At 45.9% G+C, this 25,194-nt stretch carries 32 protein-coding genes and 1 other annotated feature (1 of these 33 only partly in view); all 32 genes read left to right on the top strand.

Annotated features, from left to right (window positions below):
• Nucleotides 1-12 (top strand) — a sequence feature (ribosomal protein L10 leader region); it begins 135 nt to the left of the window's first position.
• A 32-nt stretch (nucleotides 13-44) separates the two neighbouring features.
• The 32 genes from rplJ (at nucleotide 45) to secY (ending at nucleotide 25,188) form a co-directional block, all read left to right on the top strand.
• Nucleotides 45-545 carry a 50S ribosomal protein L10 gene (gene rplJ / locus NIT04_RS17150; protein ID WP_252504722.1) on the top strand — a complete coding sequence of 167 codons (501 nt, stop codon included), beginning with the start codon at nucleotides 45-47 and terminating at the stop codon, nucleotides 543-545.
• Between the two features lie 76 nt (nucleotides 546-621).
• Complete coding sequence (gene rplL / locus NIT04_RS17145; RefSeq protein ID WP_252504721.1) at nucleotides 622-987, top strand: 50S ribosomal protein L7/L12; 366 nt, start codon at nucleotides 622-624, stop codon at nucleotides 985-987.
• A gap of 104 nt (nucleotides 988-1,091) precedes the next feature.
• Entirely contained in the window at nucleotides 1,092-1,700 is a 609-nt protein-coding gene (locus NIT04_RS17140; RefSeq protein ID WP_252504720.1) for a class I SAM-dependent methyltransferase, read from the top strand.
• A 212-nt stretch (nucleotides 1,701-1,912) separates the two neighbouring features.
• Nucleotides 1,913-5,455 (top strand): DNA-directed RNA polymerase subunit beta, encoded by a 3,543-nt coding sequence (gene rpoB / locus NIT04_RS17135; protein WP_252504719.1) that lies wholly within the window; start codon nucleotides 1,913-1,915, stop codon nucleotides 5,453-5,455.
• Between the two features lie 109 nt (nucleotides 5,456-5,564).
• A complete protein-coding gene (gene rpoC, locus NIT04_RS17130) occupies nucleotides 5,565-9,155 on the top strand; it encodes a DNA-directed RNA polymerase subunit beta' (protein WP_252504718.1) in 3,591 nt (1,196 codons plus the stop codon).
• A 126-nt stretch (nucleotides 9,156-9,281) separates the two neighbouring features.
• Nucleotides 9,282-9,530, top strand: a complete 249-nt coding sequence (locus NIT04_RS17125; protein WP_252504717.1) for a ribosomal L7Ae/L30e/S12e/Gadd45 family protein — start codon at nucleotides 9,282-9,284, stop codon at nucleotides 9,528-9,530.
• A 103-nt stretch (nucleotides 9,531-9,633) separates the two neighbouring features.
• Entirely contained in the window at nucleotides 9,634-10,056 is a 423-nt protein-coding gene (gene rpsL / locus NIT04_RS17120; RefSeq protein WP_251627860.1) for a 30S ribosomal protein S12, read from the top strand.
• Nucleotides 10,057-10,091: 35 nt separating this feature from the next.
• A complete protein-coding gene (gene rpsG, locus NIT04_RS17115) occupies nucleotides 10,092-10,562 on the top strand; it encodes a 30S ribosomal protein S7 (protein ID WP_207959161.1) in 471 nt (156 codons plus the stop codon).
• 222 nt (nucleotides 10,563-10,784) lie between these two features.
• On the top strand, nucleotides 10,785-12,863 hold the full coding sequence (gene fusA, locus NIT04_RS17110; RefSeq protein WP_252504716.1) for an elongation factor G: 2,079 nt from the start codon (nucleotides 10,785-10,787) through the stop codon (nucleotides 12,861-12,863).
• Between the two features lie 125 nt (nucleotides 12,864-12,988).
• Complete coding sequence (gene tuf, locus NIT04_RS17105; protein WP_252504715.1) at nucleotides 12,989-14,176, top strand: elongation factor Tu; 1,188 nt, start codon at nucleotides 12,989-12,991, stop codon at nucleotides 14,174-14,176.
• Between the two features lie 560 nt (nucleotides 14,177-14,736).
• The gene (rpsJ, locus tag NIT04_RS17100; protein WP_042478628.1) at nucleotides 14,737-15,045 is read left to right on the top strand and encodes a 30S ribosomal protein S10; all 309 of its coding nucleotides are present in this window, start codon (nucleotides 14,737-14,739) and stop codon (nucleotides 15,043-15,045) included.
• Nucleotides 15,046-15,084: 39 nt separating this feature from the next.
• The gene (gene rplC / locus NIT04_RS17095) at nucleotides 15,085-15,711 is read left to right on the top strand and encodes a 50S ribosomal protein L3 (protein ID WP_252504714.1); all 627 of its coding nucleotides are present in this window, start codon (nucleotides 15,085-15,087) and stop codon (nucleotides 15,709-15,711) included.
• Between the two features lie 25 nt (nucleotides 15,712-15,736).
• Nucleotides 15,737-16,360, top strand: coding sequence for a 50S ribosomal protein L4 (gene rplD / locus NIT04_RS17090; RefSeq protein ID WP_060203416.1), 624 nt, complete (start codon nucleotides 15,737-15,739; stop codon nucleotides 16,358-16,360).
• Nucleotides 16,360-16,644 carry a 50S ribosomal protein L23 gene (gene rplW, locus NIT04_RS17085; protein WP_252504713.1) on the top strand — a complete coding sequence of 95 codons (285 nt, stop codon included), beginning with the start codon at nucleotides 16,360-16,362 and terminating at the stop codon, nucleotides 16,642-16,644. Before rplD ends, rplW begins: the two co-directional genes overlap by 1 nt.
• 33 nt (nucleotides 16,645-16,677) lie before the next feature.
• A complete protein-coding gene (gene rplB, locus NIT04_RS17080) occupies nucleotides 16,678-17,508 on the top strand; it encodes a 50S ribosomal protein L2 (protein ID WP_252504712.1) in 831 nt (276 codons plus the stop codon).
• 63 nt (nucleotides 17,509-17,571) lie between these two features.
• Entirely contained in the window at nucleotides 17,572-17,850 is a 279-nt protein-coding gene (gene rpsS / locus NIT04_RS17075; protein ID WP_060203421.1) for a 30S ribosomal protein S19, read from the top strand.
• 19 nt (nucleotides 17,851-17,869) lie between these two features.
• Nucleotides 17,870-18,214, top strand: coding sequence for a 50S ribosomal protein L22 (gene rplV / locus NIT04_RS17070; protein WP_252504711.1), 345 nt, complete (start codon nucleotides 17,870-17,872; stop codon nucleotides 18,212-18,214).
• 3 nt (nucleotides 18,215-18,217) lie between these two features.
• Entirely contained in the window at nucleotides 18,218-18,874 is a 657-nt protein-coding gene (gene rpsC, locus NIT04_RS17065) for a 30S ribosomal protein S3 (RefSeq protein WP_252504710.1), read from the top strand.
• Nucleotides 18,875-18,876: 2 nt separating this feature from the next.
• Nucleotides 18,877-19,311 carry a 50S ribosomal protein L16 gene (rplP, locus tag NIT04_RS17060; RefSeq protein WP_060203427.1) on the top strand — a complete coding sequence of 145 codons (435 nt, stop codon included), beginning with the start codon at nucleotides 18,877-18,879 and terminating at the stop codon, nucleotides 19,309-19,311.
• Complete coding sequence (gene rpmC / locus NIT04_RS17055; protein ID WP_009499049.1) at nucleotides 19,301-19,501, top strand: 50S ribosomal protein L29; 201 nt, start codon at nucleotides 19,301-19,303, stop codon at nucleotides 19,499-19,501. The genes rplP and rpmC overlap by 11 nt, the downstream gene beginning before the upstream one ends.
• 17 nt (nucleotides 19,502-19,518) lie before the next feature.
• Nucleotides 19,519-19,782: a 30S ribosomal protein S17 gene (gene rpsQ, locus NIT04_RS17050; protein WP_060203429.1), complete on the top strand. Its 264-nt coding sequence runs from the start codon at nucleotides 19,519-19,521 to the stop codon at nucleotides 19,780-19,782.
• 39 nt (nucleotides 19,783-19,821) lie between these two features.
• Entirely contained in the window at nucleotides 19,822-20,190 is a 369-nt protein-coding gene (gene rplN, locus NIT04_RS17045) for a 50S ribosomal protein L14 (RefSeq protein WP_251695511.1), read from the top strand.
• 35 nt (nucleotides 20,191-20,225) lie between these two features.
• Nucleotides 20,226-20,537 carry a 50S ribosomal protein L24 gene (rplX, locus tag NIT04_RS17040; RefSeq protein WP_252504709.1) on the top strand — a complete coding sequence of 104 codons (312 nt, stop codon included), beginning with the start codon at nucleotides 20,226-20,228 and terminating at the stop codon, nucleotides 20,535-20,537.
• 26 nt (nucleotides 20,538-20,563) lie between these two features.
• On the top strand, nucleotides 20,564-21,103 hold the full coding sequence (gene rplE, locus NIT04_RS17035; RefSeq protein WP_252504708.1) for a 50S ribosomal protein L5: 540 nt from the start codon (nucleotides 20,564-20,566) through the stop codon (nucleotides 21,101-21,103).
• A gap of 19 nt (nucleotides 21,104-21,122) precedes the next feature.
• Nucleotides 21,123-21,308, top strand: coding sequence for a 30S ribosomal protein S14 (rpsN, locus tag NIT04_RS17030; RefSeq protein ID WP_066366377.1), 186 nt, complete (start codon nucleotides 21,123-21,125; stop codon nucleotides 21,306-21,308).
• Between the two features lie 29 nt (nucleotides 21,309-21,337).
• Nucleotides 21,338-21,736, top strand: a complete 399-nt coding sequence (rpsH, locus tag NIT04_RS17025) for a 30S ribosomal protein S8 (protein ID WP_060203437.1) — start codon at nucleotides 21,338-21,340, stop codon at nucleotides 21,734-21,736.
• 30 nt (nucleotides 21,737-21,766) lie between these two features.
• Entirely contained in the window at nucleotides 21,767-22,306 is a 540-nt protein-coding gene (rplF, locus tag NIT04_RS17020; protein ID WP_252504707.1) for a 50S ribosomal protein L6, read from the top strand.
• A gap of 34 nt (nucleotides 22,307-22,340) precedes the next feature.
• Entirely contained in the window at nucleotides 22,341-22,703 is a 363-nt protein-coding gene (rplR, locus tag NIT04_RS17015) for a 50S ribosomal protein L18 (protein ID WP_252504706.1), read from the top strand.
• A 22-nt stretch (nucleotides 22,704-22,725) separates the two neighbouring features.
• Nucleotides 22,726-23,226 (top strand): 30S ribosomal protein S5, encoded by a 501-nt coding sequence (gene rpsE / locus NIT04_RS17010; protein WP_060203444.1) that lies wholly within the window; start codon nucleotides 22,726-22,728, stop codon nucleotides 23,224-23,226.
• Nucleotides 23,227-23,239: 13 nt separating this feature from the next.
• Entirely contained in the window at nucleotides 23,240-23,422 is a 183-nt protein-coding gene (rpmD, locus tag NIT04_RS17005) for a 50S ribosomal protein L30 (RefSeq protein ID WP_252504705.1), read from the top strand.
• Nucleotides 23,423-23,455: 33 nt separating this feature from the next.
• On the top strand, nucleotides 23,456-23,896 hold the full coding sequence (rplO, locus tag NIT04_RS17000; protein ID WP_060203448.1) for a 50S ribosomal protein L15: 441 nt from the start codon (nucleotides 23,456-23,458) through the stop codon (nucleotides 23,894-23,896).
• The gene (gene secY / locus NIT04_RS16995) at nucleotides 23,896-25,188 is read left to right on the top strand and encodes a preprotein translocase subunit SecY (RefSeq protein ID WP_252504704.1); all 1,293 of its coding nucleotides are present in this window, start codon (nucleotides 23,896-23,898) and stop codon (nucleotides 25,186-25,188) included. Before rplO ends, secY begins: the two co-directional genes overlap by 1 nt.
• The last annotated feature ends 6 nt before the right edge of the window (nucleotides 25,189-25,194 follow it).

Raw genomic sequence — 25,194 nt, 5'->3', positions numbered from 1 at the left:
TCATATCGGTATAAGTGACCCGAATTCTTACAGGAGGTGTCAAGATGAGCAAAGTATTAGAAGCTAAACAAGCGGTAGTTGAAGAGATCTCAAGCAAATTGAAATCATCGGTTTCCGTTGTCGTAGTCGACTACCGTGGTCTTAACGTGAGCCAAGTAACGGAACTTCGTAAACAGCTTCGTGAAGCAGGCATCGACTTCAAAGTTTACAAAAACTCAATGTCACGCCGTGCTGCTGAAGCCGCTGGACTTGAAGGGTTGAATGAGCATTTGGTAGGTCCGAACGCAATCGCATTCTCGACTGAAGATGTTGTTGCTCCTGCTAAAATCCTTAACGACTTCGCTAAGAAGAACGACAAGCTTGAAATCAAAGCAGGCGTTATCGAAGGAAACGTCGCTTCTGTTGAAGATGTCAAAGCATTGGCAGAACTTCCATCACGCGAAGGACTTCTTTCTATGCTACTCAGCGTTCTACAAGCTCCAATGCGCAACTTCGCGCTTGCAACAAAAGCTGTTGCAGAGCAAAAAGAGGAACAAGGCGCTTAAGTTTACTCAAGTTGCCTGAACGACAATACGCGGGGTAATCCCCGACAAAACAAAACCTATTTAGGAGGAAAACATAATGACTAAAGAACAAATCCTTGACGCGATTAAAGAAATGACAGTTCTTGAATTGAACGACCTTGTAAAAGCTATCGAAGAAGAATTCGGCGTAACTGCTGCAGCTCCAGTTGCAATGGTTGGCGGAGCAGGTGCTGGTGAAGCTGCTGCTGAGCAAACTGAATTCGACGTAGTTCTTGCATCTGCAGGAGATCAAAAAATCAAAGTTATCAAAGTCGTTCGCGAAATCACTGGCCTAGGCTTGAAAGAAGCGAAAGAAGTAGTTGATAACGCTCCAAAAGCAATCAAAGAAGGCGTTTCTAAAGAAGAAGCTGAAGAAATGAAAGCGAAACTTGAAGAAGTTGGCGCTGGCGTAGAAGTTAAGTAATCATTGAATAATGAAGAAAGGCTCGTCATTTTGGACGGGCTTTTCTTCGTTTTTTTATCTACAAGGAAAAAATGGGTAACCTTTCGGGAGGAAGGAGAATCAGAATGGCTGAACATTACTACTCTAAAAATCCAACGGTGAAAAGTGATCCGAAGGAATGGCAAGCGACATTGCGCAACAACCGGCTGCGTTTTAAGACAGATGCAGGTGTATTCAGTAAAGGGGAAGTGGATTTTGGTTCCCGTCTGTTAGCGGAGTCATTTACTATGCCTACCGTTGCAGGTGACGTGTTGGATGTCGGCTGTGGATACGGACCAATCGGATTATCGATCGCCGCATCTTTTCCGGACCGGAACGTTCAAATGGTCGATGTTAACGAAAGGGCAATGGCGCTGGCAAGCGAAAACGCCGAACTGAACGGCATAAAGAATGTGTCGGTTTACCCGAGCGATGCATTGTCGGCTGTGGAGGCAGAAGGTTTCGCTGCGATATTGACGAACCCGCCTATCCGGGCAGGAAAAGAGACGGTATTCAAAATCTATGATGGTGCTTTTTCCAAATTGGGCGCCGGAGGGGAACTGTGGGTCGTCATTCAGAAGAAGCAAGGAGCTCCTTCGACAATAGCACATTTAACGGAGATCTTTGGAAATGTGGAAACCGTGGAAAAGAAAAAAGGATATTTTATACTTAAAGCCCGAAAAATCTTGACGTGAGAATCTTCTTGTGCTAGTATTGTAAAATGCATAAATAATATAATGCGGTCGTGTGCCCTTTTGCATAAGTTTTGGAAATCTAAGGCATACTGGCAATGGATAAAGATTGTTAAACCGAAAATGAGCTCTTGCCAGAACTCGTTTTCTTTTTGTTTTTTCGATATCATACACTATTTTTATGATTTCGCAAAGGACTAATATTGTTTTGAGGGGTGAAAGAGTTGACAGGTCATTTAGTTCAGTATGGTCAACACCGTCAGCGCAGGAGTTTCGCGCGGATCAATGAAGTTCTCGAGCTGCCGAATTTGATTGAAATCCAGACGGCATCTTATGAGTGGTTCTTGGAAGAAGGATTACGGGAAATGTTCCGTGATATTTCTCCAATCCAGGATTTCACAGGTAATCTTTCTTTGGAATTCATTGATTATCAACTTGGTGAACCGAAATACCCTGTTGATGAATCGAAAGAGCGTGACGTTACGTATGCAGCTCCGCTCCGCGTAAAAGTGCGCTTGCATAACAAAGAAACAGAAGAAGTGAAAGAACAGGACGTTTTCATGGGCGACTTCCCGCTTATGACAGAAAACGGAACGTTCATTATCAATGGTGCGGAAAGGGTCATCGTTTCCCAGCTCGTCCGTTCTCCAAGTGTCTACTTCAACGATAAGACAGACAAGAACGGAAAGCGTGGATTTGCTGCGACTGTCATTCCGAACCGTGGTGCGTGGCTCGAGTATGAAACGGACGCAAAAGATGTTGTCCATGTCCGGATCGATCGTACGCGTAAATTGCCAATTACCGTTCTTCTCCGCGCGCTAGGATTTTCGACGGATCAAGAAATCATCGATTTGATCGGAGACAACGAGTACTTGAGAAATACGCTCGAAAAGGATAACACGGAAACTTCGGAAAAGGCCTTGCTTGAAATCTATGAACGCCTCCGTCCTGGTGAACCGCCGACATTGGATAGCGCGAAGAGCCTGCTATACTCCCGCTTCTTCGACCCGAAAAGGTACGACTTGGCGAATGTCGGACGGTATAAAATGAACAAAAAGCTTCATCTGCAAAACCGTCTGTTCAATCAAACGGTTGCAGAAACACTTGCAGACCCTGAAACAGGTGAAATTCTACTTGAGAAGGATCAACTGATCGACCGCAGAACATTGGACCGCCTATTGCCTCACCTTGAAAAAGGGGTCGGCATCCAGGAAGTATCACATGTCGGCGGGGTTCTGGATGAAAATATTACAATCCAGACGATCAAAATCTACGCTCCGAAGAGTGAAGAGAAGCAAGTGATCAATGTCATCTCGAATGCGAGCATCGATGAGTCGGTGAAAAATGTGACACCTGCAGATATCGTCGCCTCCATCAGCTATTTCTTCAACTTGCTCCATGGAGTCGGAAATACGGATGATATCGACCATCTCGGAAACCGTCGTTTACGTTCGGTTGGCGAATTGCTGCAAAACCAATTCCGGATCGGTTTATCCCGTATGGAACGTGTCGTTAAAGAACGTATGTCCATCAATGACACTCAATCGATCGTACCTCAGCAATTGATCAATATCAGACCGGTCATCGCTTCCATCAAGGAATTCTTTGGCAGCTCGCAACTATCTCAATTCATGGATCAGACGAATCCTCTTGCCGAATTGACGCATAAGAGACGTCTGTCAGCACTCGGACCGGGCGGATTGACAAGGGAGCGTGCGGGCATGGAAGTCCGTGACGTCCACTATTCCCACTACGGACGCATGTGTCCGATCGAAACGCCGGAAGGTCCGAACATCGGATTGATCAACTCCCTTTCTACGTTTGCGAGAGTGAATAAGTTCGGTTTCATTGAAACTCCTTATCGGAAGGTTGACCCTGAAACTGGGCGCGTCACTCACCAAATCGACTATTTGACTGCGGATATCGAGGATAACTACGTCGTTGCACAGGCGAATGCGCCACTTAACGAAGATGGTTCCTACGTGAACGAAGAAGTCGTCGGACGTTTCCAAGGGGATAATACTGTATTTAAGCGCGAACAGATCGACTATATGGACGTATCTCCAAAACAAGTCGTCTCTGCTGCAACTGCTTGTATCCCGTTCCTTGAAAACGATGACTCCAACCGTGCCCTAATGGGTGCGAACATGCAACGTCAAGCTGTACCTTTGTTGAATCCGGAAGCCCCGTTCGTCGGCACTGGAATGGAACACGTGTCAGCACGCGACTCCGGAGCTGCGGTCATTGCGAAGTATCACGGAATTGTCGAGCACGTCGAAGCGAAGGAAATTCGTGTACGCCGTATTGAAACGGTCGATGGCAAAGAAGTGAAGGGCGACTTGACGATTTACAGACTTGATAACTTCATCCGCTCAAACCAAGGGACTTGCTATAACCAACGTCCGATCGTCAGCGTCGGAGATCGTGTAAAACCACGCGATATCCTTGCAGACGGACCTTCGATGGATAAAGGGGAACTTGCTTTGGGTCGTAACGTCCTCACTGCCTTCATGACGTGGGACGGTTACAACTATGAAGATGCGATCATCATGAGTGAACGACTTGTGAAGGATGATGTGTTCACATCTATCCATATCGAAGAGTACGAATCTGAAGCAAGGGATACGAAACTCGGACCTGAAGAAATTACGAGGGACATCCCGAACGTCGGAGAAGAAGCGCTTCGCAACCTAGACGACCGCGGTATCATCCGTATCGGTGCAGAAGTTCGCGATGGCGACATCCTCGTCGGAAAAGTGACGCCTAAAGGGGTTACTGAACTGACAGCTGAGGAGAGGCTCCTTCATGCAATCTTCGGTGAAAAGGCCCGTGAAGTGCGCGATACATCCTTACGTGTTCCACACGGAGCAGGCGGTATTGTTCTTGACGTAAAAGTGTTCAACCGTGAAGACGGGGACGAATTGCCGCCGGGCGTCAATCAGCTCGTACGTGCGTACATTGTACAGAAGCGTAAAATCTCCGTAGGGGATAAGATGGCTGGACGTCACGGTAACAAAGGGGTTATTTCCCGCATCCTGCCTGAGTCGGATATGCCATATCTTCCAGACGGCACGCCGATCGATGTCATGTTGAACCCGCTTGGGGTACCATCGCGTATGAACATCGGACAGGTATTGGAAATGCATCTAGGAATGGCTGCCCGGAATTTGGGTGTCCATATGGCTTCTCCGGTATTTGACGGAGCGAATGAAGAGGACGTCTGGACGACGATGGAAGAAGCGGGCATGAACCGCGACGGAAAGACGATCCTTTACGATGGCCGTTCAGGAGAACCATTTGATAGCCGCGTATCTGTCGGCGTCATGTACTTGATCAAGCTTGCGCACATGGTCGACGACAAGCTCCATGCTCGTTCGACTGGACCGTATTCACTCGTTACGCAACAGCCGCTTGGAGGAAAAGCCCAATTCGGTGGACAGCGTTTCGGGGAGATGGAAGTGTGGGCACTTGAAGCTTATGGTGCCGCTTATACATTGCAAGAAATCCTTACTGTCAAATCAGATGACGTTGTCGGCCGTGTGAAAACGTACGAAGCGATCGTCAAAGGTCAAAGCGTGCCTCAACCGGGCGTTCCTGAATCGTTCAAAGTATTGATCAAAGAACTTCAGAGCCTTGGTTTGGACGTGAAGATGCTAACGGAAGAATTTGAAGAAATCGAAATGCGTGATCTTGATGATGACGATGATATGCAACCGACAGATGCATTGAATCTCATGGCTGAAGATCAAACAGTTTGATTGAAAATTAACTTTTAGAATTGGATAGGGGAGCTCCAAAACGCTCCTCTATTTTAACGATACTGATGAGAGTCCATCGCGGAGATAAGATAAGAGGGAGGTAGGCTCCTTGATAGATGTAAACAATTTTGAGTATATGAAAATCGGCCTTGCTTCACCGGATAAAATTCGTTCTTGGTCTTACGGTGAAGTGAAAAAGCCTGAAACGATCAACTATCGTACGTTAAAGCCTGAGAAAGACGGTCTGTTCTGTGAACGGATATTCGGACCTACGAAAGACTGGGAATGTCACTGCGGAAAATATAAGCGCGTCCGTTACAAAGGTGTCGTCTGTGATCGATGCGGCGTCGAAGTGACAAGGCAAAAAGTGCGCCGTGAACGTATGGGGCACATCGAGCTTGCAGCGCCGGTAACGCATATTTGGTATTTCAAAGGCATCCCGAGCAGAATGGGTCTTATTCTCGATATGACACCACGTGCCTTGGAAGAAATCATTTATTTCGCATCTTACGTAGTCATCGACCCAGCAGACACGCCGCTTGAACGGAAACAATTGCTTTCCGAGAAGGAGTTCAGACTCTACCGTGAAAAGTACGGCTCTAAATTCCAGGCGCTGATGGGTGCTGAAGCGATTGAACAGCTTCTGATGGCAATCGATTTGGATAAAGAAACGGAAATGCTGAAGGAAGAGTTGAAGACAGTACAAGGTCAACGTCGTACTCGTGCGATCCGACGCTTGGAAGTCGTCGAATCTTTCCGTAACTCCGGAAACCGTCCGGAATGGATGGTTCTTGAAGTGTTGCCGGTCATTCCTCCAGAATTGCGCCCGATGGTACAGTTGGACGGCGGCCGTTTCGCAACTTCCGATTTGAATGATCTTTACCGTAGGGTCATTAACCGTAACAACAGGTTGAAGCGTCTTCTTGACCTCGGTGCTCCTGGCATCATCGTACAGAATGAAAAACGTATGTTGCAGGAAGCTGTCGATGCGCTCGTTGATAATGGACGACGCGGACGTCCGGTTACAGGACCAGGGAATCGTCCGTTGAAATCCCTCTCCCATATGTTGAAAGGGAAGCAAGGTCGCTTCCGTCAAAACTTATTGGGTAAACGTGTCGATTATTCAGGCCGTTCGGTAATTGTTGTCGGACCTAACTTGAAAATGTATCAATGTGGTCTTCCGAAAGAGATGGCAATTGAATTGTTCAAGCCTTTCGTCATGAAGGAATTGGTCGAACGCGGACTTGCCCATAACATTAAGAGTGCAAAACGCAAAATCGAACGTTTGCATTCCGAAGTATGGGATGTCCTCGAAGACGTCATTAAAGAGCACCCGGTATTATTGAACCGTGCCCCTACACTTCATAGACTTGGGATCCAGGCATTCGAGCCGATGCTAGTGGAAGGCCGAGCCATCCAACTTCATCCACTCGTATGTACGGCATACAACGCCGACTTTGATGGAGACCAAATGGCTGTTCACGTTCCGCTTTCTGCCGAAGCTCAAGCTGAGGCGCGCCTGCTTATGCTTGCTGCGCAAAACATCTTGAACCCGAAAGACGGAAAACCGGTCGTTACTCCTTCCCAGGACATGGTATTGGGTAACTACTACCTTACGTTGGAAAGGGCAGGGTCCATCGGCGAAGGAGCAATCTTCAGCAATATGAACGAGGCTTTGATTGCTTATCAAACAGGTCATGTTCATTTGCATACAAGGATCGCTATCCAAGCTGGTTCGTTGAACAACCCTACCTTTACAGAAGAACAGAATCGCAAGCTCTTACTGACGACAGTCGGGAAGCTCATTTTCAATGAAATCCTTCCTGAAACGTTCCCGTACATCAATGAACCGACAAATCACAATCTGCAGATTGAGACGCCGGACAAATACTTCATTGATGGGGCTGTTGATGTTAGAGAATATATACGAAATGCGGAGATCGTCCTCCCGTTCCGTAAAAAGATTCTCGGAAATATCATCGCGGAAATCTTCAAGAAGTTCCACATTACGGAAACTTCGAGAATGCTGGACCGGATGAAGGATCTAGGTTTCAAATATTCAACTCGTGCAGGCATCACGGTCGGTATTTCGGACATCGTCGTTTTGCCTAACAAAGATGAAATCTTGAAAGAAGCTCAAGATAAAGTGGATAAAGTGACGCAGCAATTCCGCCGTGGTCTTATTACGGAGGAAGAGCGTTATGACCGGGTCATTTCCTACTGGAGCAATGCGAAGGATGTCATCCAGGATAAACTGATGGACTCTCTTGAAAATACAAACCCTATTTACATGATGAGTGACTCAGGTGCCCGTGGTAACGCGTCCAACTTCACACAGCTCGCGGGAATGCGGGGACTGATGGCCAACCCGGCAGGCCGGATCATCGAGTTGCCGATCAAGTCTTCCTTCCGTGAAGGATTGACAGTACTCGAGTACTTCATTTCCACGCACGGTGCCCGTAAAGGTCTTGCGGATACGGCATTGAAAACTGCCGACTCCGGTTACTTGACACGCCGCCTTGTAGACGTTGCGCAAGACGTCATCGTACGCGAAGATGATTGCGGAACGGACAGAGGACTGCAAATCAGTGCACTTACTGAAGGAACAGAAGTCATCGAAACGTTGGAAGAGCGTATCGAAGGCCGTCATACGAAGAAGACGATCCGTCATCCGGAAACGGGCGAAGTGATTGTTCCGAAAGATGGTCTTATCACTGCCGATCTTTCAAATGAAATCATCAGCGCTGGCATCGAAACAGTTACAATCCGCTCTGCGTTCACTTGTAATACAAAACACGGTGTTTGTAAAAAATGTTACGGCATCAATCTTGCAACAGGGGAAACGGTTGAAGTTGGTGAAGCAGTCGGTATCATCGCTGCGCAATCAATCGGTGAGCCTGGAACACAGCTTACGATGCGTACATTCCATACAGGTGGGGTTGCCGGGGATGATATCACATCCGGTCTACCGCGTATCCAGGAGATCTTCGAATCCCGGAATCCGAAAGGGCAAGCTGTCATCTCTGAAATTAAAGGTGAAGTTACTGAGATTGACGAAATTCGGGAAGGCCAGAAGGAAATTACAATTCAAGGGGAAGTCGAGACGCGCAAGTATCTCGCTCCATACAATGCCCGCTTGAAAGTGCAAGTTGGCGATTCGATTGATCGAGGGGACAGCATCACAGAAGGTTCCATCGATCCAAAAGAATTGATCGTCGTCAAAGACGTCGCCACTGTACAAGAATACCTACTCAAAGAAGTGCAAAAAGTATACCGTATGCAAGGTGTTGAAATCGGGGATAAGCACGTTGAAGTGATGGTTCGCCAAATGCTTCGAAAAGTGCGTGTCATCGAGGCTGGCGACACGGATCTGCTTCCGGGATCGCTGCTCGATATCCACCAATTTGCAGAAGCGAATGCTGTCGTGTTGAAGAGCGGGAAAGTGCCGGCTACATCACGTCCGGTCATTCTCGGTATTACAAAAGCATCGCTTGAGACGGAATCCTTCCTATCAGCAGCATCCTTCCAAGAAACGACTCGCGTCTTAACCGATGCGGCAATCAAAGGAAAAACGGATGAATTGCTAGGATTGAAGGAGAACGTTATCATCGGTAAGCTAGTTCCAGCCGGAACGGGTATGCAACGCTATCGTCAGATTGAAATGGAACAAAACGAAGAGGCAGCTGCAGTAGTCGAATAAGCAAAGAATGAAATGGGGAGAGAAAAATCCTCTCCCCATTTTTTATTAATTGTTGACATGTGTCTTCGCAGATGGTAATATACAAAAGGTTGATAGTTGAATGTCTGTACTTTGGAGGATGTACTAATGTCTTATGAAAAAGTCGAGCAGGCAAAGAAGACAATCATCGGTACAAAGCAAACAGTGAAAGCGATAAGATCTGGCGTGGTGAAGGAAGTCGTCATTGCGAGAGATGCTGAAGAGAAGCTGATCGATCCGGTAATCGGGGAAGCGGCCCATCACGGCATTCAAGTGAGTTATGTCGATTCGAGGGAAAAACTCGGTCAGGCATGCGGCATTCAAGTCGGTGCGTCCGTCGTCGCCATTACTGTATAGTGGTTTTTGTGTGATTAAACACACAAAGACTTTGTTTTTACCCCAAAAATGAACCACCTGGATGTGTGGTCTTACAAAAAGCACAGTGAAAGGAGGAAATCCGATGCCTACAATTAACCAATTGGTCCGTAAACCTCGTAAATCGAAATCGGACAGTTCTAAGGCACCAGCACTCGGAAAAAGCTATAACAGCTTCAAAAAGTCGATGACAAATGTCAACTCGCCACAAAAAAGAGGTGTTTGTACTCGTGTGGGTACAATGACTCCGAAGAAACCGAACTCGGCTCTTCGTAAATATGCGCGTGTTCGTTTGACAAACACTTTGGAAGTGAACGCATATATCCCTGGTGAAGGTCACAACCTTCAAGAGCACAGCGTTGTTCTTATCCGCGGAGGACGTGTAAAAGACTTACCGGGTGTTCGTTACCACATCGTACGTGGGGCGCTTGATACTGCTGGAGTTACTGGCCGTATGCAAAGCCGTTCACAATACGGTGCGAAAAGACCAAAAGAAAAGAAAAACTAATAACGGAATGATTATTTCGAAAGGAGGAAAACAATATGCCTCGTAAAGGTCCTGTTGCAAAACGCGACGTACTACCGGATCCGATTTACAATTCGAAGCTTGTCACTCGTCTTATCAACAAAATGATGGTAGACGGTAAAAAAGGTACATCACAAAAAATCCTCTATGGTGCGTTTGAACTTGTGAAAGAACGCTCAGGTAAAGACCCTATAGAAGTATTTGAAGCAGCATTGAACAATGTTATGCCAGTACTTGAAGTACGTGCTCGCCGTGTCGGTGGAGCGAACTACCAAGTTCCGGTTGAAGTTCGTCCTGAACGTCGTACAACTCTCGGATTGCGTTACCTTGTGAACTACTCCCGCACACGCGGTGAGAAAACGATGGAAGAGCGTCTTGCGAATGAAATCCTTGATGCTTCCAACAACACAGGTGCATCCGTGAAACGCCGTGAAGAAATGCACAAGATGGCAGAAGCGAACAAAGCATTCGCTCACTATCGCTGGTAAGATCGGACGGTTTATCTTTATTCAGCTGAGATTCCCACTTCCTAAGGGGAGCGAGGTGGACACGATTTTGCATACCGCTCAATGGTGTCCAACTTCTCGTTGAACAAGGATAATAGCCTTTGGCGGCTGTAACGGATCGGGCTTGCTCGAAAAATCCGTACGCAATAACGCCAAGGCGTCATTGATTGACACCTTAATCCGAAACGGAAGGAGTTATACAAAATGGCTAGAGAGTTCTCCTTAGAGAATACTCGTAACATTGGTATCATGGCTCACATCGACGCCGGTAAGACGACGACAACTGAGCGGATCCTTTTTTACACAGGTAAGATCCATAAGATTGGTGAAACGCATGAAGGTGCTTCCCAAATGGACTGGATGGAGCAGGAGCAAGAACGTGGAATCACGATTACTTCTGCTGCGACAACAGCTGCATGGAAAGGTCACCGTGTAAACATCATCGATACGCCAGGACACGTAGACTTCACTGTTGAAGTTGAACGTTCCCTTCGTGTATTGGATGGTGCTGTAACTGTTCTTGACGCTCAATCAGGCGTTGAGCCGCAAACAGAAACAGTTTGGCGTCAAGCGACAAACTACAAAGTTCCACGTCTTGTTTTCGTAAACAAAATGGATAAAACAGGTGCGGACTTCCTTTACTCTGTAGGCACTCTTCACGATCGTCTACAAGCAAATGCGGTTCCTATCCAACTTCCAATTGGTGCCGAAGATCAATTCAGCGGAATCATCGACCTTGTTGAAATGAAAGCTACTATGTACGGTAATGACCTCGGAACGGATACGACAGTAGAAGAAATTCCGGAAGAATACCGTGAGCAGGCTGAAGAGTACCGTGAGAAATTGATCGAAGCAATTGTTGACTTCGACGAAGATCTCATGGAGAAATACCTCGGCGGCGAAGAGCTGACAGTTGATGAGATCAAAACAGCAATCCGTAAAGCGACACTTGCGGTAGAATTCTACCCTGTTGTTTGCGGTACGGCTTTCAAAAACAAAGGTGTTCAATTAGTCCTCGACGCAGTTGTTGACTACTTGCCATCACCAATCGATATCCCGCCAATGACGGGTATCAATCCGGATACAGAAGAAGAAGAAGAGCGTCATTCAAGCGACGAAGAGCCGTTTTCAGCTCTAGCGTTCAAAGTTATGACAGACCCTTATGTTGGTAAGCTTACATTCTTCCGTGTGTATTCAGGCGTTCTTCAGTCTGGTTCTTATGTACAGAACTCTTCTAAAGGTAAGCGTGAGCGCGTAGGACGTATCCTGCAAATGCACGCAAACTCCCGTGAAGAGATTTCTGAAGTCCATTCTGGCGAAATTGCAGCTGCAGTCGGCTTGAAAGACACTGGAACAGGTGACACGCTTTGTGACGACAAAGCACCAATCATCCTAGAATCCATGGAATTCCCAGAGCCGGTTATCTCTGTTGCAATCGAACCGAAAACTAAGGGCGACCAAGACAAGATGGGTACTGCACTTGCGAAATTGCAAGAAGAAGACCCGACTTTCCGTGCGCACACTGACCAAGAAACAGGCGAAGTTATCATCGCTGGTATGGGTGAACTTCACCTTGACATCATCGTTGACCGTCTACGCCGTGAGTTCAAGGTTGACGCGAACGTTGGAGCACCACAAGTATCTTACCGTGAAACTTTCCGCACTTCTGCTGAAGTTGAAGGTAAGTTCGTCCGCCAATCCGGTGGTCGTGGTCAATACGGTCACGTTTGGATCGAGTTCTCACCAAACGAAGAAGGAAAAGGTTTCGAATTCCAAAACGCTATCGTCGGTGGTGTCGTTCCTCGTGAATACATCGCATCCGTTGAAGCAGGAGTTCGTGATTCATTGAACAACGGTGTTCTTGCAGGTTATCCGTTGATCGACGTAAAAGCCCGTCTATTCGATGGTTCTTACCATGACGTCGACTCCAACGAGATGGCGTTTAAGATCGCTGCTTCCATGGCACTTAAAAATGCTGCAGCAAAATGTAACCCAGCTCTTCTTGAGCCGATGATGAAAGTTGAAGTCATCATCCCTGAAGAATACATGGGCGACATCATGGGTGATATTACATCACGCCGTGGTCGCGTGGAAGGTATGGACGCACGCGGTAACGCACAAGTTGTCCGTGCAATGGTTCCACTTGCAGAAATGTTCGGTTACGCAACTTCACTTCGTTCGAATACACAAGGCCGTGGAGTATTCTCCATGTCATTCGATCACTACGAAGACGTTCCGAAATCAGTTGCTGAAGAAATCATTAAGAAAAATAAAGGTGAATAATTAAATTTCATCCTTGTTTCCATCAATGATTACTTGTAAGATATGGATAGTTGGAGGGAATTATTTCTCCAGCATCCATGCTTATAAAAAATAAAACATTCATATTTTTAAGGAGGAATTCCACAATGGGTAAAGAGAAATTCGATCGCTCCAAGGAGCATGCTAACGTTGGAACAATCGGTCACGTTGACCATGGTAAAACAACTTTGACTGCTGCAATCGCAACAGTTCTTTCAAAGAAAATGGGTGGAGAAGCGAAATCTTACGCTGACGTAGATAACGCTCCAGAAGAAAAAGAGCGTGGAATCACGATCAATACTTCACACATCGAGTATGAAACTGACAAGCGTCACTACGCACACGTTGACTGCCCAGGTCACGCTGACTACGTTAAAAACATGATCACTGGTGCAGCACAAATGGACGGCGGAATCCTAGTTGTATCTGCAGCTGACGGCCCAATGCCACAAACTCGTGAGCACATCCTTCTTTCACGTCAAGTAGGTGTTCCTTACCTAGTTGTATTCATGAACAAATGTGACATGGTTGACGACGAAGAGCTTCTTGAGCTTGTTGAAATGGAAATCCGTGACCTTCTTTCTGAGTATGAGTTCCCTGGCGACGACATCCCTGTCATCAAAGGTTCTGCTCTTAAAGCACTTGAAGGTGAAGCTGAGTGGGAAGAGAAAATCGTTGAGCTTATGAACGCTGTTGACGAGTACATCCCAACACCACCACGTGACACTGACAAGCCATTCATGATGCCAGTTGAGGACGTATTCTCAATCACTGGCCGTGGTACAGTTGCTACAGGACGTGTTGAGCGTGGACAAGTTAAAGTCGGTGACGTTGTTGACATCATCGGTTTGACTGATGAGCCAAAATCAACTACTGTAACAGGTGTTGAAATGTTCCGTAAGCTTCTTGACTATGCAGAAGCTGGCGACAACATCGGTGCACTTCTTCGTGGTGTTTCCCGTGAAGACATCGAGCGTGGTCAAGTACTTGCTAAACCAGGTACAATCACACCACACACTAAATTCAAATCAGAAGTTTACGTTCTTTCAAAAGAAGAGGGTGGACGTCACACTCCATTCTTCTCTAACTACCGCCCACAGTTCTACTTCCGTACAACTGACGTAACTGGAATTATCCATCTTCCAGAAGGCGTAGAAATGGTTATGCCTGGCGACAACGTTGAAATGACAGTTGAACTTATCGCTCCAATCGCGATTGAAGAAGGTACTAAATTCTCAATCCGTGAAGGTGGACGTACAGTAGGCGCTGGCGTTGTAGCTAGCATCGAAAAGTAATAAACTTTTAAATCCCGCACTCGTGCGGGATTTTTTCTTTGGTAAACTATTTAACTGTCATTAGGATGCAGCGCGAACGATTTGATTGCTGATCATAGATGGTCAGGCGTCCAAAGCGAGTGGATCCGCGCCCAAAGCAAGTGTCCACGCGTCCAAAACGAACGATACCACGTCCACAGCAAGAAGCCTAACATCCAATGAACACAACTTTGCTGCTAATCCATACATACAATCCCAATCTCACATTAGTAGAAAATAAACTCCAACCGCAGCTCTATTACAAAAAAAGCTGCACTTCGCGAAAATCCAAGCTGTTTTTCAAGTAAATTGTCTCTTAACAGTTGAATTATGAGTAGCATCCTATTATAATAAAAAAGCTGAGAAAAGAATTTCGCCAAAAGGGTTGCGAGATTCTTTTTGATTGTGTATAATGTTGAATGTTGGTCTTTGACTGCGATGAAGCGAGAGGTTGCCGACACACCCGGCCGCTTTGCCATGGCATGTGTGTGGGAAATTTTCGTGGAGAATGTCTAGAAAATAGGCGAGAAGGAGGGAAAGTAATGGCAAAACAGAAGATTCGTATCCGTTTAAAAGCATATGATCACAGAATTCTTGATCAGTCAGCTGAAAAAATCGTAGAAACAGCAAAACGTTCAGGTGCTAGCGTATCAGGTCCGATACCACTTCCAACTGAAAGATCTGTTTATACAATTCTTCGTGCGGTACATAAGTACAAAGATTCGCGCGAGCAGTTCGAAATGCGTACGCATAAACGTCTTATCGATATCGTCAACCCGACACCACAAACTGTCGATGCATTGATGAAACTCGATCTACCATCTGGCGTTGACATTGAAATCAAACTTTAATCGATAAAATAAAACTTATTAAATCAGGAGGTGTGACAAATGACCAAAGGAATCTTAGGGAGAAAAGTCGGCATGACGCAAATTTTTGCTGAAAACGGCGATCTCATTCCAGTAACTGTGATTGAAGCTGCTCCAAACGTTGTTCTTCAAAAGAAGACAATCGAAACTGACGGCTACGAAGCAATCCAGCTTGGATTCGACGACAAACGTGAGAAGCTTGCAAACAAACCTGAAAAAGGACACGTTGCAAAAGCTGAAACGGCACCTAAGCGCTTCATTCGCGAATTCCGCGGAGATGTAGCTGGGTATGAAGTTGGTCAGGAAGTCAAAGTCGATACTTTCGCAGAAGGCGATATCGTCGACATTACAGGAGTATCAAAAGGTAAAGGGTTCCAAGGTGTTATTAAACGCCACGGTTACTCACGCGGACCAATGAGTCACGGTTCCCGTTTCCACCGTGCGCCAGGTTCACTAGGTGCGGTTGACGGACAACGTGTATTCAAAGGTAAAAAATTACCAGGACGTACTGGTGGAGACACTATCACGATCCAAAACCTTGAAATCGTACGAGTTGACGCTGAGCGTAACTTGTTGCTAGTAAAAGGTAACGTTCCAGGAGCACGCAAATCACTTATTACAGTGAAAAGCGCAATCAAAGGGAACTAATTCTTAAAGGAAGGAGGAAACAAAAATGCCTAAAGTATCTGTACTAAGTCAGACAGGTTCTTCAGTTGGCGACATCGAATTGAACGAAGCGATCTTCGGTATCGAACCAAATGAAGCTGTCCTATTCGAAGCATTGGTTCAACAACGCGCATCATTGCGCCAAGGTAACCATAAAGTAAAAACTCGCGCAGAAGTTGCTGGCGGTGGCCGTAAACCATGGCGCCAAAAAGGAACTGGACGTGCTCGTCAAGGGTCGATCCGTTCACCACAATGGCGTGGAGGCGGTATCGTATTCGGTCCGACTCAAAGAAGCTACAGCTACAAGCTTCCTAAGAAAGTTCGCCGTTTGGCACTACTTTCAGCACTTTCAACAAAAGTGCGCGATGAAGAAATCATCGTATTGGACGCTCTAACATTCGACGCGCCAAAAACAAAAGAATTCACGAAGGTCCTTACAGATCTTTCAATCGATAAAAAAGCATTGTTCGTAACAGCTGATCTTGATGAAGCGGTGGCATTGTCCGCTCGTAACATTCCTGGAATTAGCGTTGTTACAGCAAACGGCATCAACGTGCTTGACCTTGTCGCTCATGACAAGCTTGTCATCACAAAAGATGCAGTCCAAAAAATTGAGGAGGTGCTTGGTTAATGGAAGCACGTGATGTACTAAAACGTCCGGTCATTACCGAGCGTTCTTCAGAACAAATGGAATACAAAAAGTACACTTTCGAAGTTGATACACGCGCTAACAAAACGCATGTAAAACAAGCTATCGAAGAAATCTTCGGAGTGAAAGTGGAAAAAGTCAACGTACAGAACTACAAAGGCAAGTTCAAACGTATGGGCAAACATGCTGGTTACACGAACAAACGCCGTAAAGCGATCGTAACTTTGACTGCTGATTCAAAAGACATCGAACTATTCGAAATCTAATTGACTTCTAAATAAACGAAGGAGGGAACACCAATGGCGATTAAGAAATACAAACCTACCTCCAACGGACGTCGTAACATGACAAGCTCTGACTTCTCTGCAATCACTACAGATAAGCCGGAAAAATCATTGCTTGAACCGGTAAAACGGAAAGGCGGCCGTAACAACCAAGGTAGGACTACTGTTCGTCACCAAGGTGGAGGCCACAAGCGCCAATACCGTGTCATCGACTTCCAACGTCGGAAAGATGGCATTCCAGGACGCGTTGCTACGATCGAATACGATCCAAACCGTTCTGCTAATATCGCTCTAATCAACTATGTTGATGGGGAAAAACGTTACATCCTAGCACCAAAAGGATTGGAAGTAGGAATGACAGTAATGTCAGGTCCAGAAGCGGATATCAAAGTTGGAAACACACTTCCACTTGAAAGCATCCCGATGGGTTCTACTATCCACAATATCGAATTGAAACCAGGTAAAGGCGGTCAACTAGTACGTTCTGCAGGTACATCTGCTCAACTTCTAGGACGTGAAGGCAAATATGTCATCATCCGTCTACAATCAGGCGAAGTTCGTATGATCCTATCTACTTGCCGTGCAACAATCGGTCAAGTTGGTAACGAGCAGCACGAATTGATCAACATCGGTAAAGCAGGTCGTTCACGTTGGTTGGGCAAACGTCCAACAGTACGCGGATCTGTCATGAACCCTAACGATCACCCACACGGTGGTGGTGAAGGACGTACACCAATCGGCCGTCCGAGCCCAGTTACACCTTGGGGCAAACCGACTCTTGGTTACAAGACTCGTAAGAAAAACAACAAATCCGACAAACTTATCGTTCGTCGCCGTAAAAAATAATGTGATGACACTGCGGTTCGGCAAGTGGACCGTAGTACAACCATCACGGAGGGAGGTTTTTCCATGGGCCGCAGCTTGAAAAAAGGACCTTTTGCAGATGATCATCTAATGAAAAAGGTCGACGCTCAAAAAGATGCACAAAAGAAACAGGTCATTAAAACTTGGTCTCGCCGTTCCACAATCTTTCCATCCTTCATCGGATTGACGATTGCTGTATATGACGGGCGCAAGCACGTACCTGTATATGTGACTGAAGATATGGTTGGTCACAAACTCGGTGAATTCGTACCTACGCGCACATACAAAGGTCATGGCGCTGACGATAAGAAAACTAGACGTTAATTGAGAGGAGGTTAATCTGATGCAACAAGCAAAAGCTACTGCCCGCACAGTCCGTATTGCTCCTCGCAAAGTCCGTTTGGTCGTTGATCTTATCCGGGGCAAGAAAATCGGTGAAGCTGTCGCGATTCTACGCCTGACGCCGAAAGCGGCATCTCCGGTTGTAGAAAAAGTATTGAAATCAGCAATCGCTAATGCTGAACACAACTATGAAATGGATGTTGAGAACATGATCGTCAGCGAAGTATTCGTTGATGAAGGTCCAACAATGAAACGTTTCCGTCCGCGTGCACAAGGTCGTGCAACTGCGATCAATAAACGTACTAGCCACATTACAGTAGTGGTATCCGAAAAGAAGGAGGGGTAATTCGTGGGTCAAAAAGTACATCCTAATGGTTTACGGGTTGGCATCATTCGTGATTGGGATTCGAAATGGTATGCAGAAAAAGACTATGCGAATCTTCTACATGAAGACTTGAAAATCCGTGAGTACATCGAAAAACGCCTTGTTGACGCAGCAGTTTCCAAAGTGGAAATCGAGCGTGCCGCAAAGCGTGTCAACATTACTATCCACACTGCGAAGCCGGGCATGGTGATCGGTAAAGGCGGTTCTGAAGTCGAAGCACTTCGTAAATCGTTGAACGATATCACTGGCAAGCGTGTACACATCAACATCGTAGAAATCAAACGTGCTGATCTTGACGCGAAATTGGTTGCAGAATCAATTGCACGCCAATTGGAAGGCCGTGTGTCATTCCGTCGTGCTCAAAAACAAGCAATCCAACGCACAATCCGCGCTGGTGCAAAAGGAATCAAAACACAAGTATCCGGACGTCTTGGCGGTGCTGACATCGCTCGTGCGGAACACTACAGTGAAGGTACTGTTCCTCTTCATACATTACGTGCAGACATTGACTATGCACACGCAGAAGCTGACACAACTTATGGTAAGCTCGGCGTAAAAGTATGGATCTACCGGGGAGAAGTCCTTCCAGTGAAGAAGAACTCTGAGGAAGGAGGCAACTAATTATGTTAATGCCTAAACGCGTTAAATATCGTCGTGTATTCCGTGGTAAAATGCGCGGAACTACTAAAGGCGGAGCATCGGTACAGTTTGGTGAGTTCGGCCTGCAAGCGACTGAATCAGGTTGGATCACAAACCGTCAAATCGAATCTGCCCGTATCGCTATGACACGTTACATGAAGCGTGGCGGTAAAGTTTGGATCAACATCTTCCCACATAAGCCATATACGAAAAAGCCTCTTGAAGTCCGGATGGGTTCCGGTAAAGGTGCTGTAGAAGGCTGGGTAGCAGTAGTAAAACCAGGTCGTGTAATGTTTGAAATCGCAGGTGTGTCAGAAGAGGTTGCCCGTGAAGCACTTCGTCTCGCATCTCACAAACTGCCCGTGAAGAGCAAGTTTGTAAAACGTGAAGAAATTGGTGGTGAATCTAATGAAAGCTAAAGAAATCCGTGACTTAACAACTGCAGAGATCGAGCAAAAAGTGAAATCACTGAAAGAAGAGCTTTTCAACCTTCGCTTCCAATTAGCGACAGGACAATTAGAAAACACTGCACGCATCCGTGAAGTTCGCAAATCGATTGCGCGCATGAAAACTGTAATACGTCAAAGAGAGATCAGTGCAAATAACTGATGAAGGAGGTTGCAGCCATGACTGAGCGTAACCAGCGCAAAGTATATACAGGCCGTGTTGTATCCGACAAAATGGATAAAACGGTTACCGTAATGGTAGAGACACATAAAAAACACACTTTATATGGTAAACGTGTAAAGTACTCTAAGAAATTCAAGGCCCATGACGAATTGAATGAAGCGAAAATCGGCGATGTAGTTCGCATTATGGAAACACGTCCACTTTCAGCTACAAAGCGTTTCCGCCTCATCGAAGTAGTCGAGAAAGCGGTCATCATCTAATATCGTTCGGAAAGTAAATTCCGAGAGGAGGTAGCCTCAATGATTCAACAAGAAAGCCGTATGAAAGTTGCCGATAACTCAGGTGCACGTGAAGTTCTAACAATTAAAGTGTTAGGCGGAACAGGCCGTAAAACTGCTAATATCGGTGACGTAGTTGTTGTAACAGTGAAAAAAGCAACACCTGGTGGCGTTGTCAAGAAAGGCGACGTTGTCAAAGCTGTTATCGTCCGCACGAAAAGCGGAGTACGTCGTAAAGATGGCTCCTACATTACGTTCGACGAAAACGCATGTGTTATCATCCGTGATGACAAGAGCCCACGTGGAACTCGTATTTTCGGACCTGTTGCACGCGAATTGCGCGACAGCAACTTCATGAAAATCATTTCCCTAGCTCCAGAAGTTCTTTAATCACATGACAGTGCCAATCAAGGAGGTGCGATGAAATGCACGTTAAAAAAGGCGATAAAGTTATGGTCATCACCGGAAAAGATAAAGGTAAGACCGGAGTAATCTTAGCTGCTTTCCCTAAGAAGGATCGCGTGCTTGTGGAAGGCGTAAACATTGTTAAGAAACATACAAAGCCGAACCAAGCAAATCCTCAAGGCGGAATCGTCAGCCAAGAGGCAGCTATCCATGTATCCAACGTCATGCCAATCGATCCTATAACAGGCGAGCCTACTCGCGTAGGATACAAATTCGAAAATGGCGAAAAGATTCGTATTGCTAAAAAATCCGGTGAAGCGCTGGACAAATGAGTAATGGATGAAAGGAGGTCCAACTGATGAGCCGATTAAAAGAAAAATTTTCGAAAGAAATCACACCTGCTCTCATGAGCAAGTTTGAATATAGTTCTGTAATGCAAGTACCAAAAGTGGAGAAAATCGTCATCAACATGGGTGTTGGTGATGCTGTTCAAAACACTAAAGCGCTAGATGCAGCGGTCGAAGATCTAACGATCATTTCTGGTCAGAAGCCAGTTGTAACTAAAGCGAAAAAGTCAATCGCTGGATTCCGTCTTCGTGAAGGAATGCCGATCGGAGCGAAGGTGACACTACGCGGCGAACGCATGTATGAATTCCTGGACAAGCTGATCTCAGTTTCACTTCCACGTGTCCGTGACTTCCGTGGTGTTTCAAAGAAATCATTCGACGGTCGCGGGAACTACACACTCGGTGTGAAAGAACAGCTAATTTTCCCTGAAATTGACTACGATAAAGTATCTAAAGTACGAGGAATGGATATCGTCATCGTTACGACTGCTAACTCCGATGAAGAAGCACGCGAGTTGCTAACGCAGTTCGGCATGCCGTTCCAAAAGTAAACTAGAGGGAGGCGAAAACGTGGCTAAGAAATCAATGATCGTTAAACAGAAACGTACGCCAAAGTTCAAGGTACAAGAATATACACGTTGCGAGCGCTGTGGTCGCCCGCACTCCGTATATCGTAAATTTAAACTTTGCCGTATTTGTTTCCGAGAACTTGCATATAAGGGACAAATTCCTGGCGTTAAAAAAGCTAGTTGGTAATCCCCTAACTTGGGAAGGAGGTTAATGGAATGACAATGAGTGATCCGATCGCAGATATGCTTACACGCATCCGTAACGCGAACATGGTTCGTCACGAGAAGCTTGAGGTACCTGCTTCAAATATGAAAAGAGAAATCGCTGAAATCTTGAAACGTGAAGGTTTCGTCCGCGATGTTGAATATGTGGAAGATAGCAAACAAGGTATTATCCGCATTTTCCTTAAATATGGTCAAAACAACGAGCGTGTTATCACTGGTCTTAAACGTATCTCAAAACCTGGTCTTCGTGTTTACGCAAAAACAAATGAAGTACCTAAAGTTTTGAATGGCCTTGGTATCGCCCTTGTATCCACGTCAAACGGTCTCCTTACTGATAAGGAAGCTCGTGCAAAACAAGTAGGCGGAGAAGTCGTAGCTTACGTTTGGTAATCTGTAACAATTGAATGGAGGTGCAATAGAATGTCCCGAATTGGTAAACGTCCGATCGAGGTTCCTGAAAACGTGACAGTTACTATCGCTGATAACAACGTTGTCACTGTTAAAGGCCCTAAAGGCGAACTTACAAATACATTTAACACTGATATTAAAATCGAGCAAGAAGGCAACGTCATCACTTTGACTCGTCCTTCTGACTCTAAAGAACACCGCTCCATCCACGGAACAACTCGTTCCCTTCTGGACAACATGGTAACTGGTGTATCTAAAGGTTTTGAACGTACACTTGAACTTGTCGGGGTTGGGTACCGTGCTCAACTACAAGGCAAGAAACTAGTATTGAACGTAGGATACTCCCACCCGGTTGAATTCACACCGGAAGAAGGAGTCGAAGTTGAAGTTCCTGCAAATACGAAAATCGTCGTTCGCGGTATCAACAAAGAGCGCGTCGGTGCTTTGGCGTCGAACATTCGTCAAGTACGTCCACCTGAACCGTATAAAGGAAAAGGTATCAAGTACGAAGGCGAACAAATCCGTCGTAAAGAAGGAAAAACAGGTAAATAATGCCGCGTAAAGGCATTCGGAAGGAGTGACCACGATGATCACGAAACAAGATAAGAACGCTGTCCGCAAGAAACGTCATGCACGTGTTCGTACGAAAATCAGCGGATCTCCAGCGCGTCCACGCTTGAATGTTTATCGTTCAAACAAACATATCTATGCACAACTAATCGATGATGTGAATGGCGTTACGATTGCTAGTGCTTCCACTATGGATAAAGGGTTCGAATTGGACTCTAAGGCGAATGCCGAAGCAGCAGCTAAAGTCGGCGAGATGATCGCGAAGAAAGCCGTTGAAAAGGATGTCAAATCGGTTGTTTTCGACCGTGGCGGATACCTATTCCACGGCCGTGTGAAAGCTCTTGCAGACGCAGCACGCGAAAATGGACTGGAATTTTAATTAAGAAGGAGGGACATATTTCATGCGTCGTAATGATCAGAATAGAAGTGAATTCGAAGAACGCGTAGTAACGATCAACCGCGTAGCGAAAGTGGTTAAGGGTGGACGTCGTTTCCGCTTCACAGCACTTGTCGTTGTCGGAGACAAAAACGGTCGCGTCGGTTTCGGAACTGGGAAAGCGCAAGAAGTTCCAGATGCAATCCGTAAAGCTATCGAAGATGCGAAAAAGAACTTGATCGAAGTGCCAATGGTTAAAGGAACGACTCCGCACGAAATTATTGGACGTTTCGGTGCAGGCCAAATCCTTATCAAACCGGCAGCACCTGGTACAGGAGTAATCGCCGGAGGACCTGTCCGTGCGGTACTTGAACTTGCAGGAATCACGGATATCCTTTCAAAATCCCTAGGATCTAGCACGCCGATCAACATGGTACGTGCAACAATTGAAGGGTTGAAGAATTTGAAACGCGCTGAAGAGGTTGCTAAGTTGCGCGGCAAATCCGTAGAAGAACTGTTAGGTTAAGGGGGGAAACACTATGGCAAACAAACTTGAAATCACCCTTACGAAAAGTGTAATCGGCTCTAAGCCGGCACAACGTAAAACAGTTGAAGCTCTCGGTCTGCGTAAGTTGAATCAGACGGTTGAACATCAAGACAATGTAGCAATTCGTGGCATGATCAACAAGGTTAGCCACTTAGTCACTGTTAAAGAAATTTAATGCACATTTTCGAAATAAGGAGGTGCCGATAAGATGAAATTACACGATATGAAGCCAGCTGAAGGCGCACGTAAAGCACGTAAACGCATTGGTCGTGGAATCGGTTCCGGTACAGGTAAAACTTCCGGTAAAGGTCATAAAGGTCAAAATGCTCGTTCCGGCGGCGGTGTCCGTCTAGGATTCGAGGGTGGTCAAATTCCACTTTTCCAACGACTTCCGAAGCGTGGATTTACGAACATTAATCGTAAAGAATATGCAATCGTGAATTTGGACGTACTGAACCGTTTTGACGAAGGTACTGAAGTTACGCCTGAATTGCTAATTGAAACTGGAATCGTGAGCAATGAAAAATCAGGAATTAAGATTCTTGGAAATGGGACTCTTGAGAAAAAGATTACTGTCAAAGCTCATAAATTCTCTGCTTCTGCTAAAGAAGCGATCGAGAAAGCGGGCGGGCAAGCAGAGGTGATTTAATGTTTCAGACAATCTCCAACTTTATGCGCGTTAGAGATATCAGGTCTAAAATCATTTTCACACTATTAGTGCTCATCGTATTCAGACTAGGTACGTTTGTCCCGGTCCCGAACGTTGATGCAACAGCTTTGCAACAATCAAACAACCAATTCATTGGATTTCTAAACATATTCGGCGGTGGAGCGTTGTCGCAGTTCTCTATCTTTGCTATGGGAATCATGCCATACATCACCGCTTCCATCATCGTGCAATTATTGCAGATGGATGTCGTTCCGAAATTCACTGAATGGGCAAAGCAAGGGGACGTCGGAAGACGGAAGCTTGCACAATTCACAAGATATTTCACAGTCGTCCTCGCCTTTATTCAAGCGATCGCCATGTCATTCGGCTTCAACCAAATGTTTGGCGGCACGCTGATTGTGGATGAAGGGATTTCCACTTATGTGATGATTGCGATTGTCTTGACTGCGGGTACTTCGTTCCTGCTTTGGCTAGGTGAGCAGATCACTGCAAAAGGAGTCGGTAATGGTATTTCCATTATCATCTTCGCAGGTATCGTCGCAGCTATTCCAAGCGCAGTGAACCAACTCTATGCAACACAAATTCAAGATGCGGGAGATGCTTTGTTCATTCGTCTTGCTACGATGGCATTGCTGTTGATCGTTATTATCGCGATCATCGTCGGAGTTGTTTATGTACAGGAAGCACTCCGTAAAATTCCGATTCAGTACGCAAAACGTATGACAGGCCGTCAACAGACTACGGCTGGTCAACAAACGCACTTACCGTTGAAATTGAATGCTGCAGGGGTTATCCCAGTAATCTTTGCTGTGGCGTTTTTCATCACACCTCAGCAATTGAGTGCATTTTTCGGTGATAATAGTGTAACAAAGTTCATTACACGGACGTTTGACTACAATCAACCGGTCGGAATGATCATTTATGTAGCACTGATACTTGCTTTCACATATTTCTACGCATTCATCCAGGTGAATCCGGAAAATATGGCAGATAATCTGAAAAAGCAAGGCGCGTATATCCCGGGCATCCGTCCAGGACAAAACACGCAAAACTATTTAACGAGCACTTTGTACAGATTGACATTCGTCGGTTCGATTTTCCTTGCCGTCGTAGCAATCATGCCGATTTTCTTCATCAATTTTGCGAACCTTCCACAGTCCGCTCAAATTGGAGGAACGAGCTTGCTCATCGTCGTCGGGGTTGCACTTGAAACGATGAAACAGCTTGAATCACAACTTGTGAAAAGGCATTACAAAGGGTTCATGAAATAATATTCT

It is taken from the genome of Sporosarcina sp. Marseille-Q4943, assembly GCF_943736995.1.
Taxonomy (GTDB): Bacteria; Bacillota; Bacilli; order Bacillales_A; family Planococcaceae; genus Sporosarcina.
This window is presented reverse-complemented; position numbering and strand designations above follow the sequence as displayed.

Coding starts and splice junctions, on each gene's coding strand:
- rplL (WP_252504721.1), top strand. CDS start 622: ATGACTAAAGAACAAATCCTTGACGCGATTAAAGAAATGACAGTTCTT.
- rplR (WP_252504706.1), top strand. CDS start 22,341: ATGATCACGAAACAAGATAAGAACGCTGTCCGCAAGAAACGTCATGCA.
- rpsQ (WP_060203429.1), top strand. CDS start 19,519: ATGACTGAGCGTAACCAGCGCAAAGTATATACAGGCCGTGTTGTATCC.
- NIT04_RS17140 (WP_252504720.1), top strand. CDS start 1,092: ATGGCTGAACATTACTACTCTAAAAATCCAACGGTGAAAAGTGATCCG.
- rplP (WP_060203427.1), top strand. CDS start 18,877: ATGTTAATGCCTAAACGCGTTAAATATCGTCGTGTATTCCGTGGTAAA.
- rplF (WP_252504707.1), top strand. CDS start 21,767: ATGTCCCGAATTGGTAAACGTCCGATCGAGGTTCCTGAAAACGTGACA.
- rpmC (WP_009499049.1), top strand. CDS start 19,301: ATGAAAGCTAAAGAAATCCGTGACTTAACAACTGCAGAGATCGAGCAA.
- rplB (WP_252504712.1), top strand. CDS start 16,678: ATGGCGATTAAGAAATACAAACCTACCTCCAACGGACGTCGTAACATG.
- rpmD (WP_252504705.1), top strand. CDS start 23,240: ATGGCAAACAAACTTGAAATCACCCTTACGAAAAGTGTAATCGGCTCT.
- tuf (WP_252504715.1), top strand. CDS start 12,989: ATGGGTAAAGAGAAATTCGATCGCTCCAAGGAGCATGCTAACGTTGGA.
- rplJ (WP_252504722.1), top strand. CDS start 45: ATGAGCAAAGTATTAGAAGCTAAACAAGCGGTAGTTGAAGAGATCTCA.
- rpsG (WP_207959161.1), top strand. CDS start 10,092: ATGCCTCGTAAAGGTCCTGTTGCAAAACGCGACGTACTACCGGATCCG.
- rpsS (WP_060203421.1), top strand. CDS start 17,572: ATGGGCCGCAGCTTGAAAAAAGGACCTTTTGCAGATGATCATCTAATG.
- secY (WP_252504704.1), top strand. CDS start 23,896: ATGTTTCAGACAATCTCCAACTTTATGCGCGTTAGAGATATCAGGTCT.
- fusA (WP_252504716.1), top strand. CDS start 10,785: ATGGCTAGAGAGTTCTCCTTAGAGAATACTCGTAACATTGGTATCATG.
- rpsE (WP_060203444.1), top strand. CDS start 22,726: ATGCGTCGTAATGATCAGAATAGAAGTGAATTCGAAGAACGCGTAGTA.
- rplW (WP_252504713.1), top strand. CDS start 16,360: ATGGAAGCACGTGATGTACTAAAACGTCCGGTCATTACCGAGCGTTCT.
- rplX (WP_252504709.1), top strand. CDS start 20,226: ATGCACGTTAAAAAAGGCGATAAAGTTATGGTCATCACCGGAAAAGAT.
- rplN (WP_251695511.1), top strand. CDS start 19,822: ATGATTCAACAAGAAAGCCGTATGAAAGTTGCCGATAACTCAGGTGCA.
- rpsH (WP_060203437.1), top strand. CDS start 21,338: ATGACAATGAGTGATCCGATCGCAGATATGCTTACACGCATCCGTAAC.
- rplE (WP_252504708.1), top strand. CDS start 20,564: ATGAGCCGATTAAAAGAAAAATTTTCGAAAGAAATCACACCTGCTCTC.
- rpsJ (WP_042478628.1), top strand. CDS start 14,737: ATGGCAAAACAGAAGATTCGTATCCGTTTAAAAGCATATGATCACAGA.
- rplC (WP_252504714.1), top strand. CDS start 15,085: ATGACCAAAGGAATCTTAGGGAGAAAAGTCGGCATGACGCAAATTTTT.
- rplV (WP_252504711.1), top strand. CDS start 17,870: ATGCAACAAGCAAAAGCTACTGCCCGCACAGTCCGTATTGCTCCTCGC.
- rpsL (WP_251627860.1), top strand. CDS start 9,634: ATGCCTACAATTAACCAATTGGTCCGTAAACCTCGTAAATCGAAATCG.
- rplO (WP_060203448.1), top strand. CDS start 23,456: ATGAAATTACACGATATGAAGCCAGCTGAAGGCGCACGTAAAGCACGT.
- NIT04_RS17125 (WP_252504717.1), top strand. CDS start 9,282: ATGTCTTATGAAAAAGTCGAGCAGGCAAAGAAGACAATCATCGGTACA.
- rplD (WP_060203416.1), top strand. CDS start 15,737: ATGCCTAAAGTATCTGTACTAAGTCAGACAGGTTCTTCAGTTGGCGAC.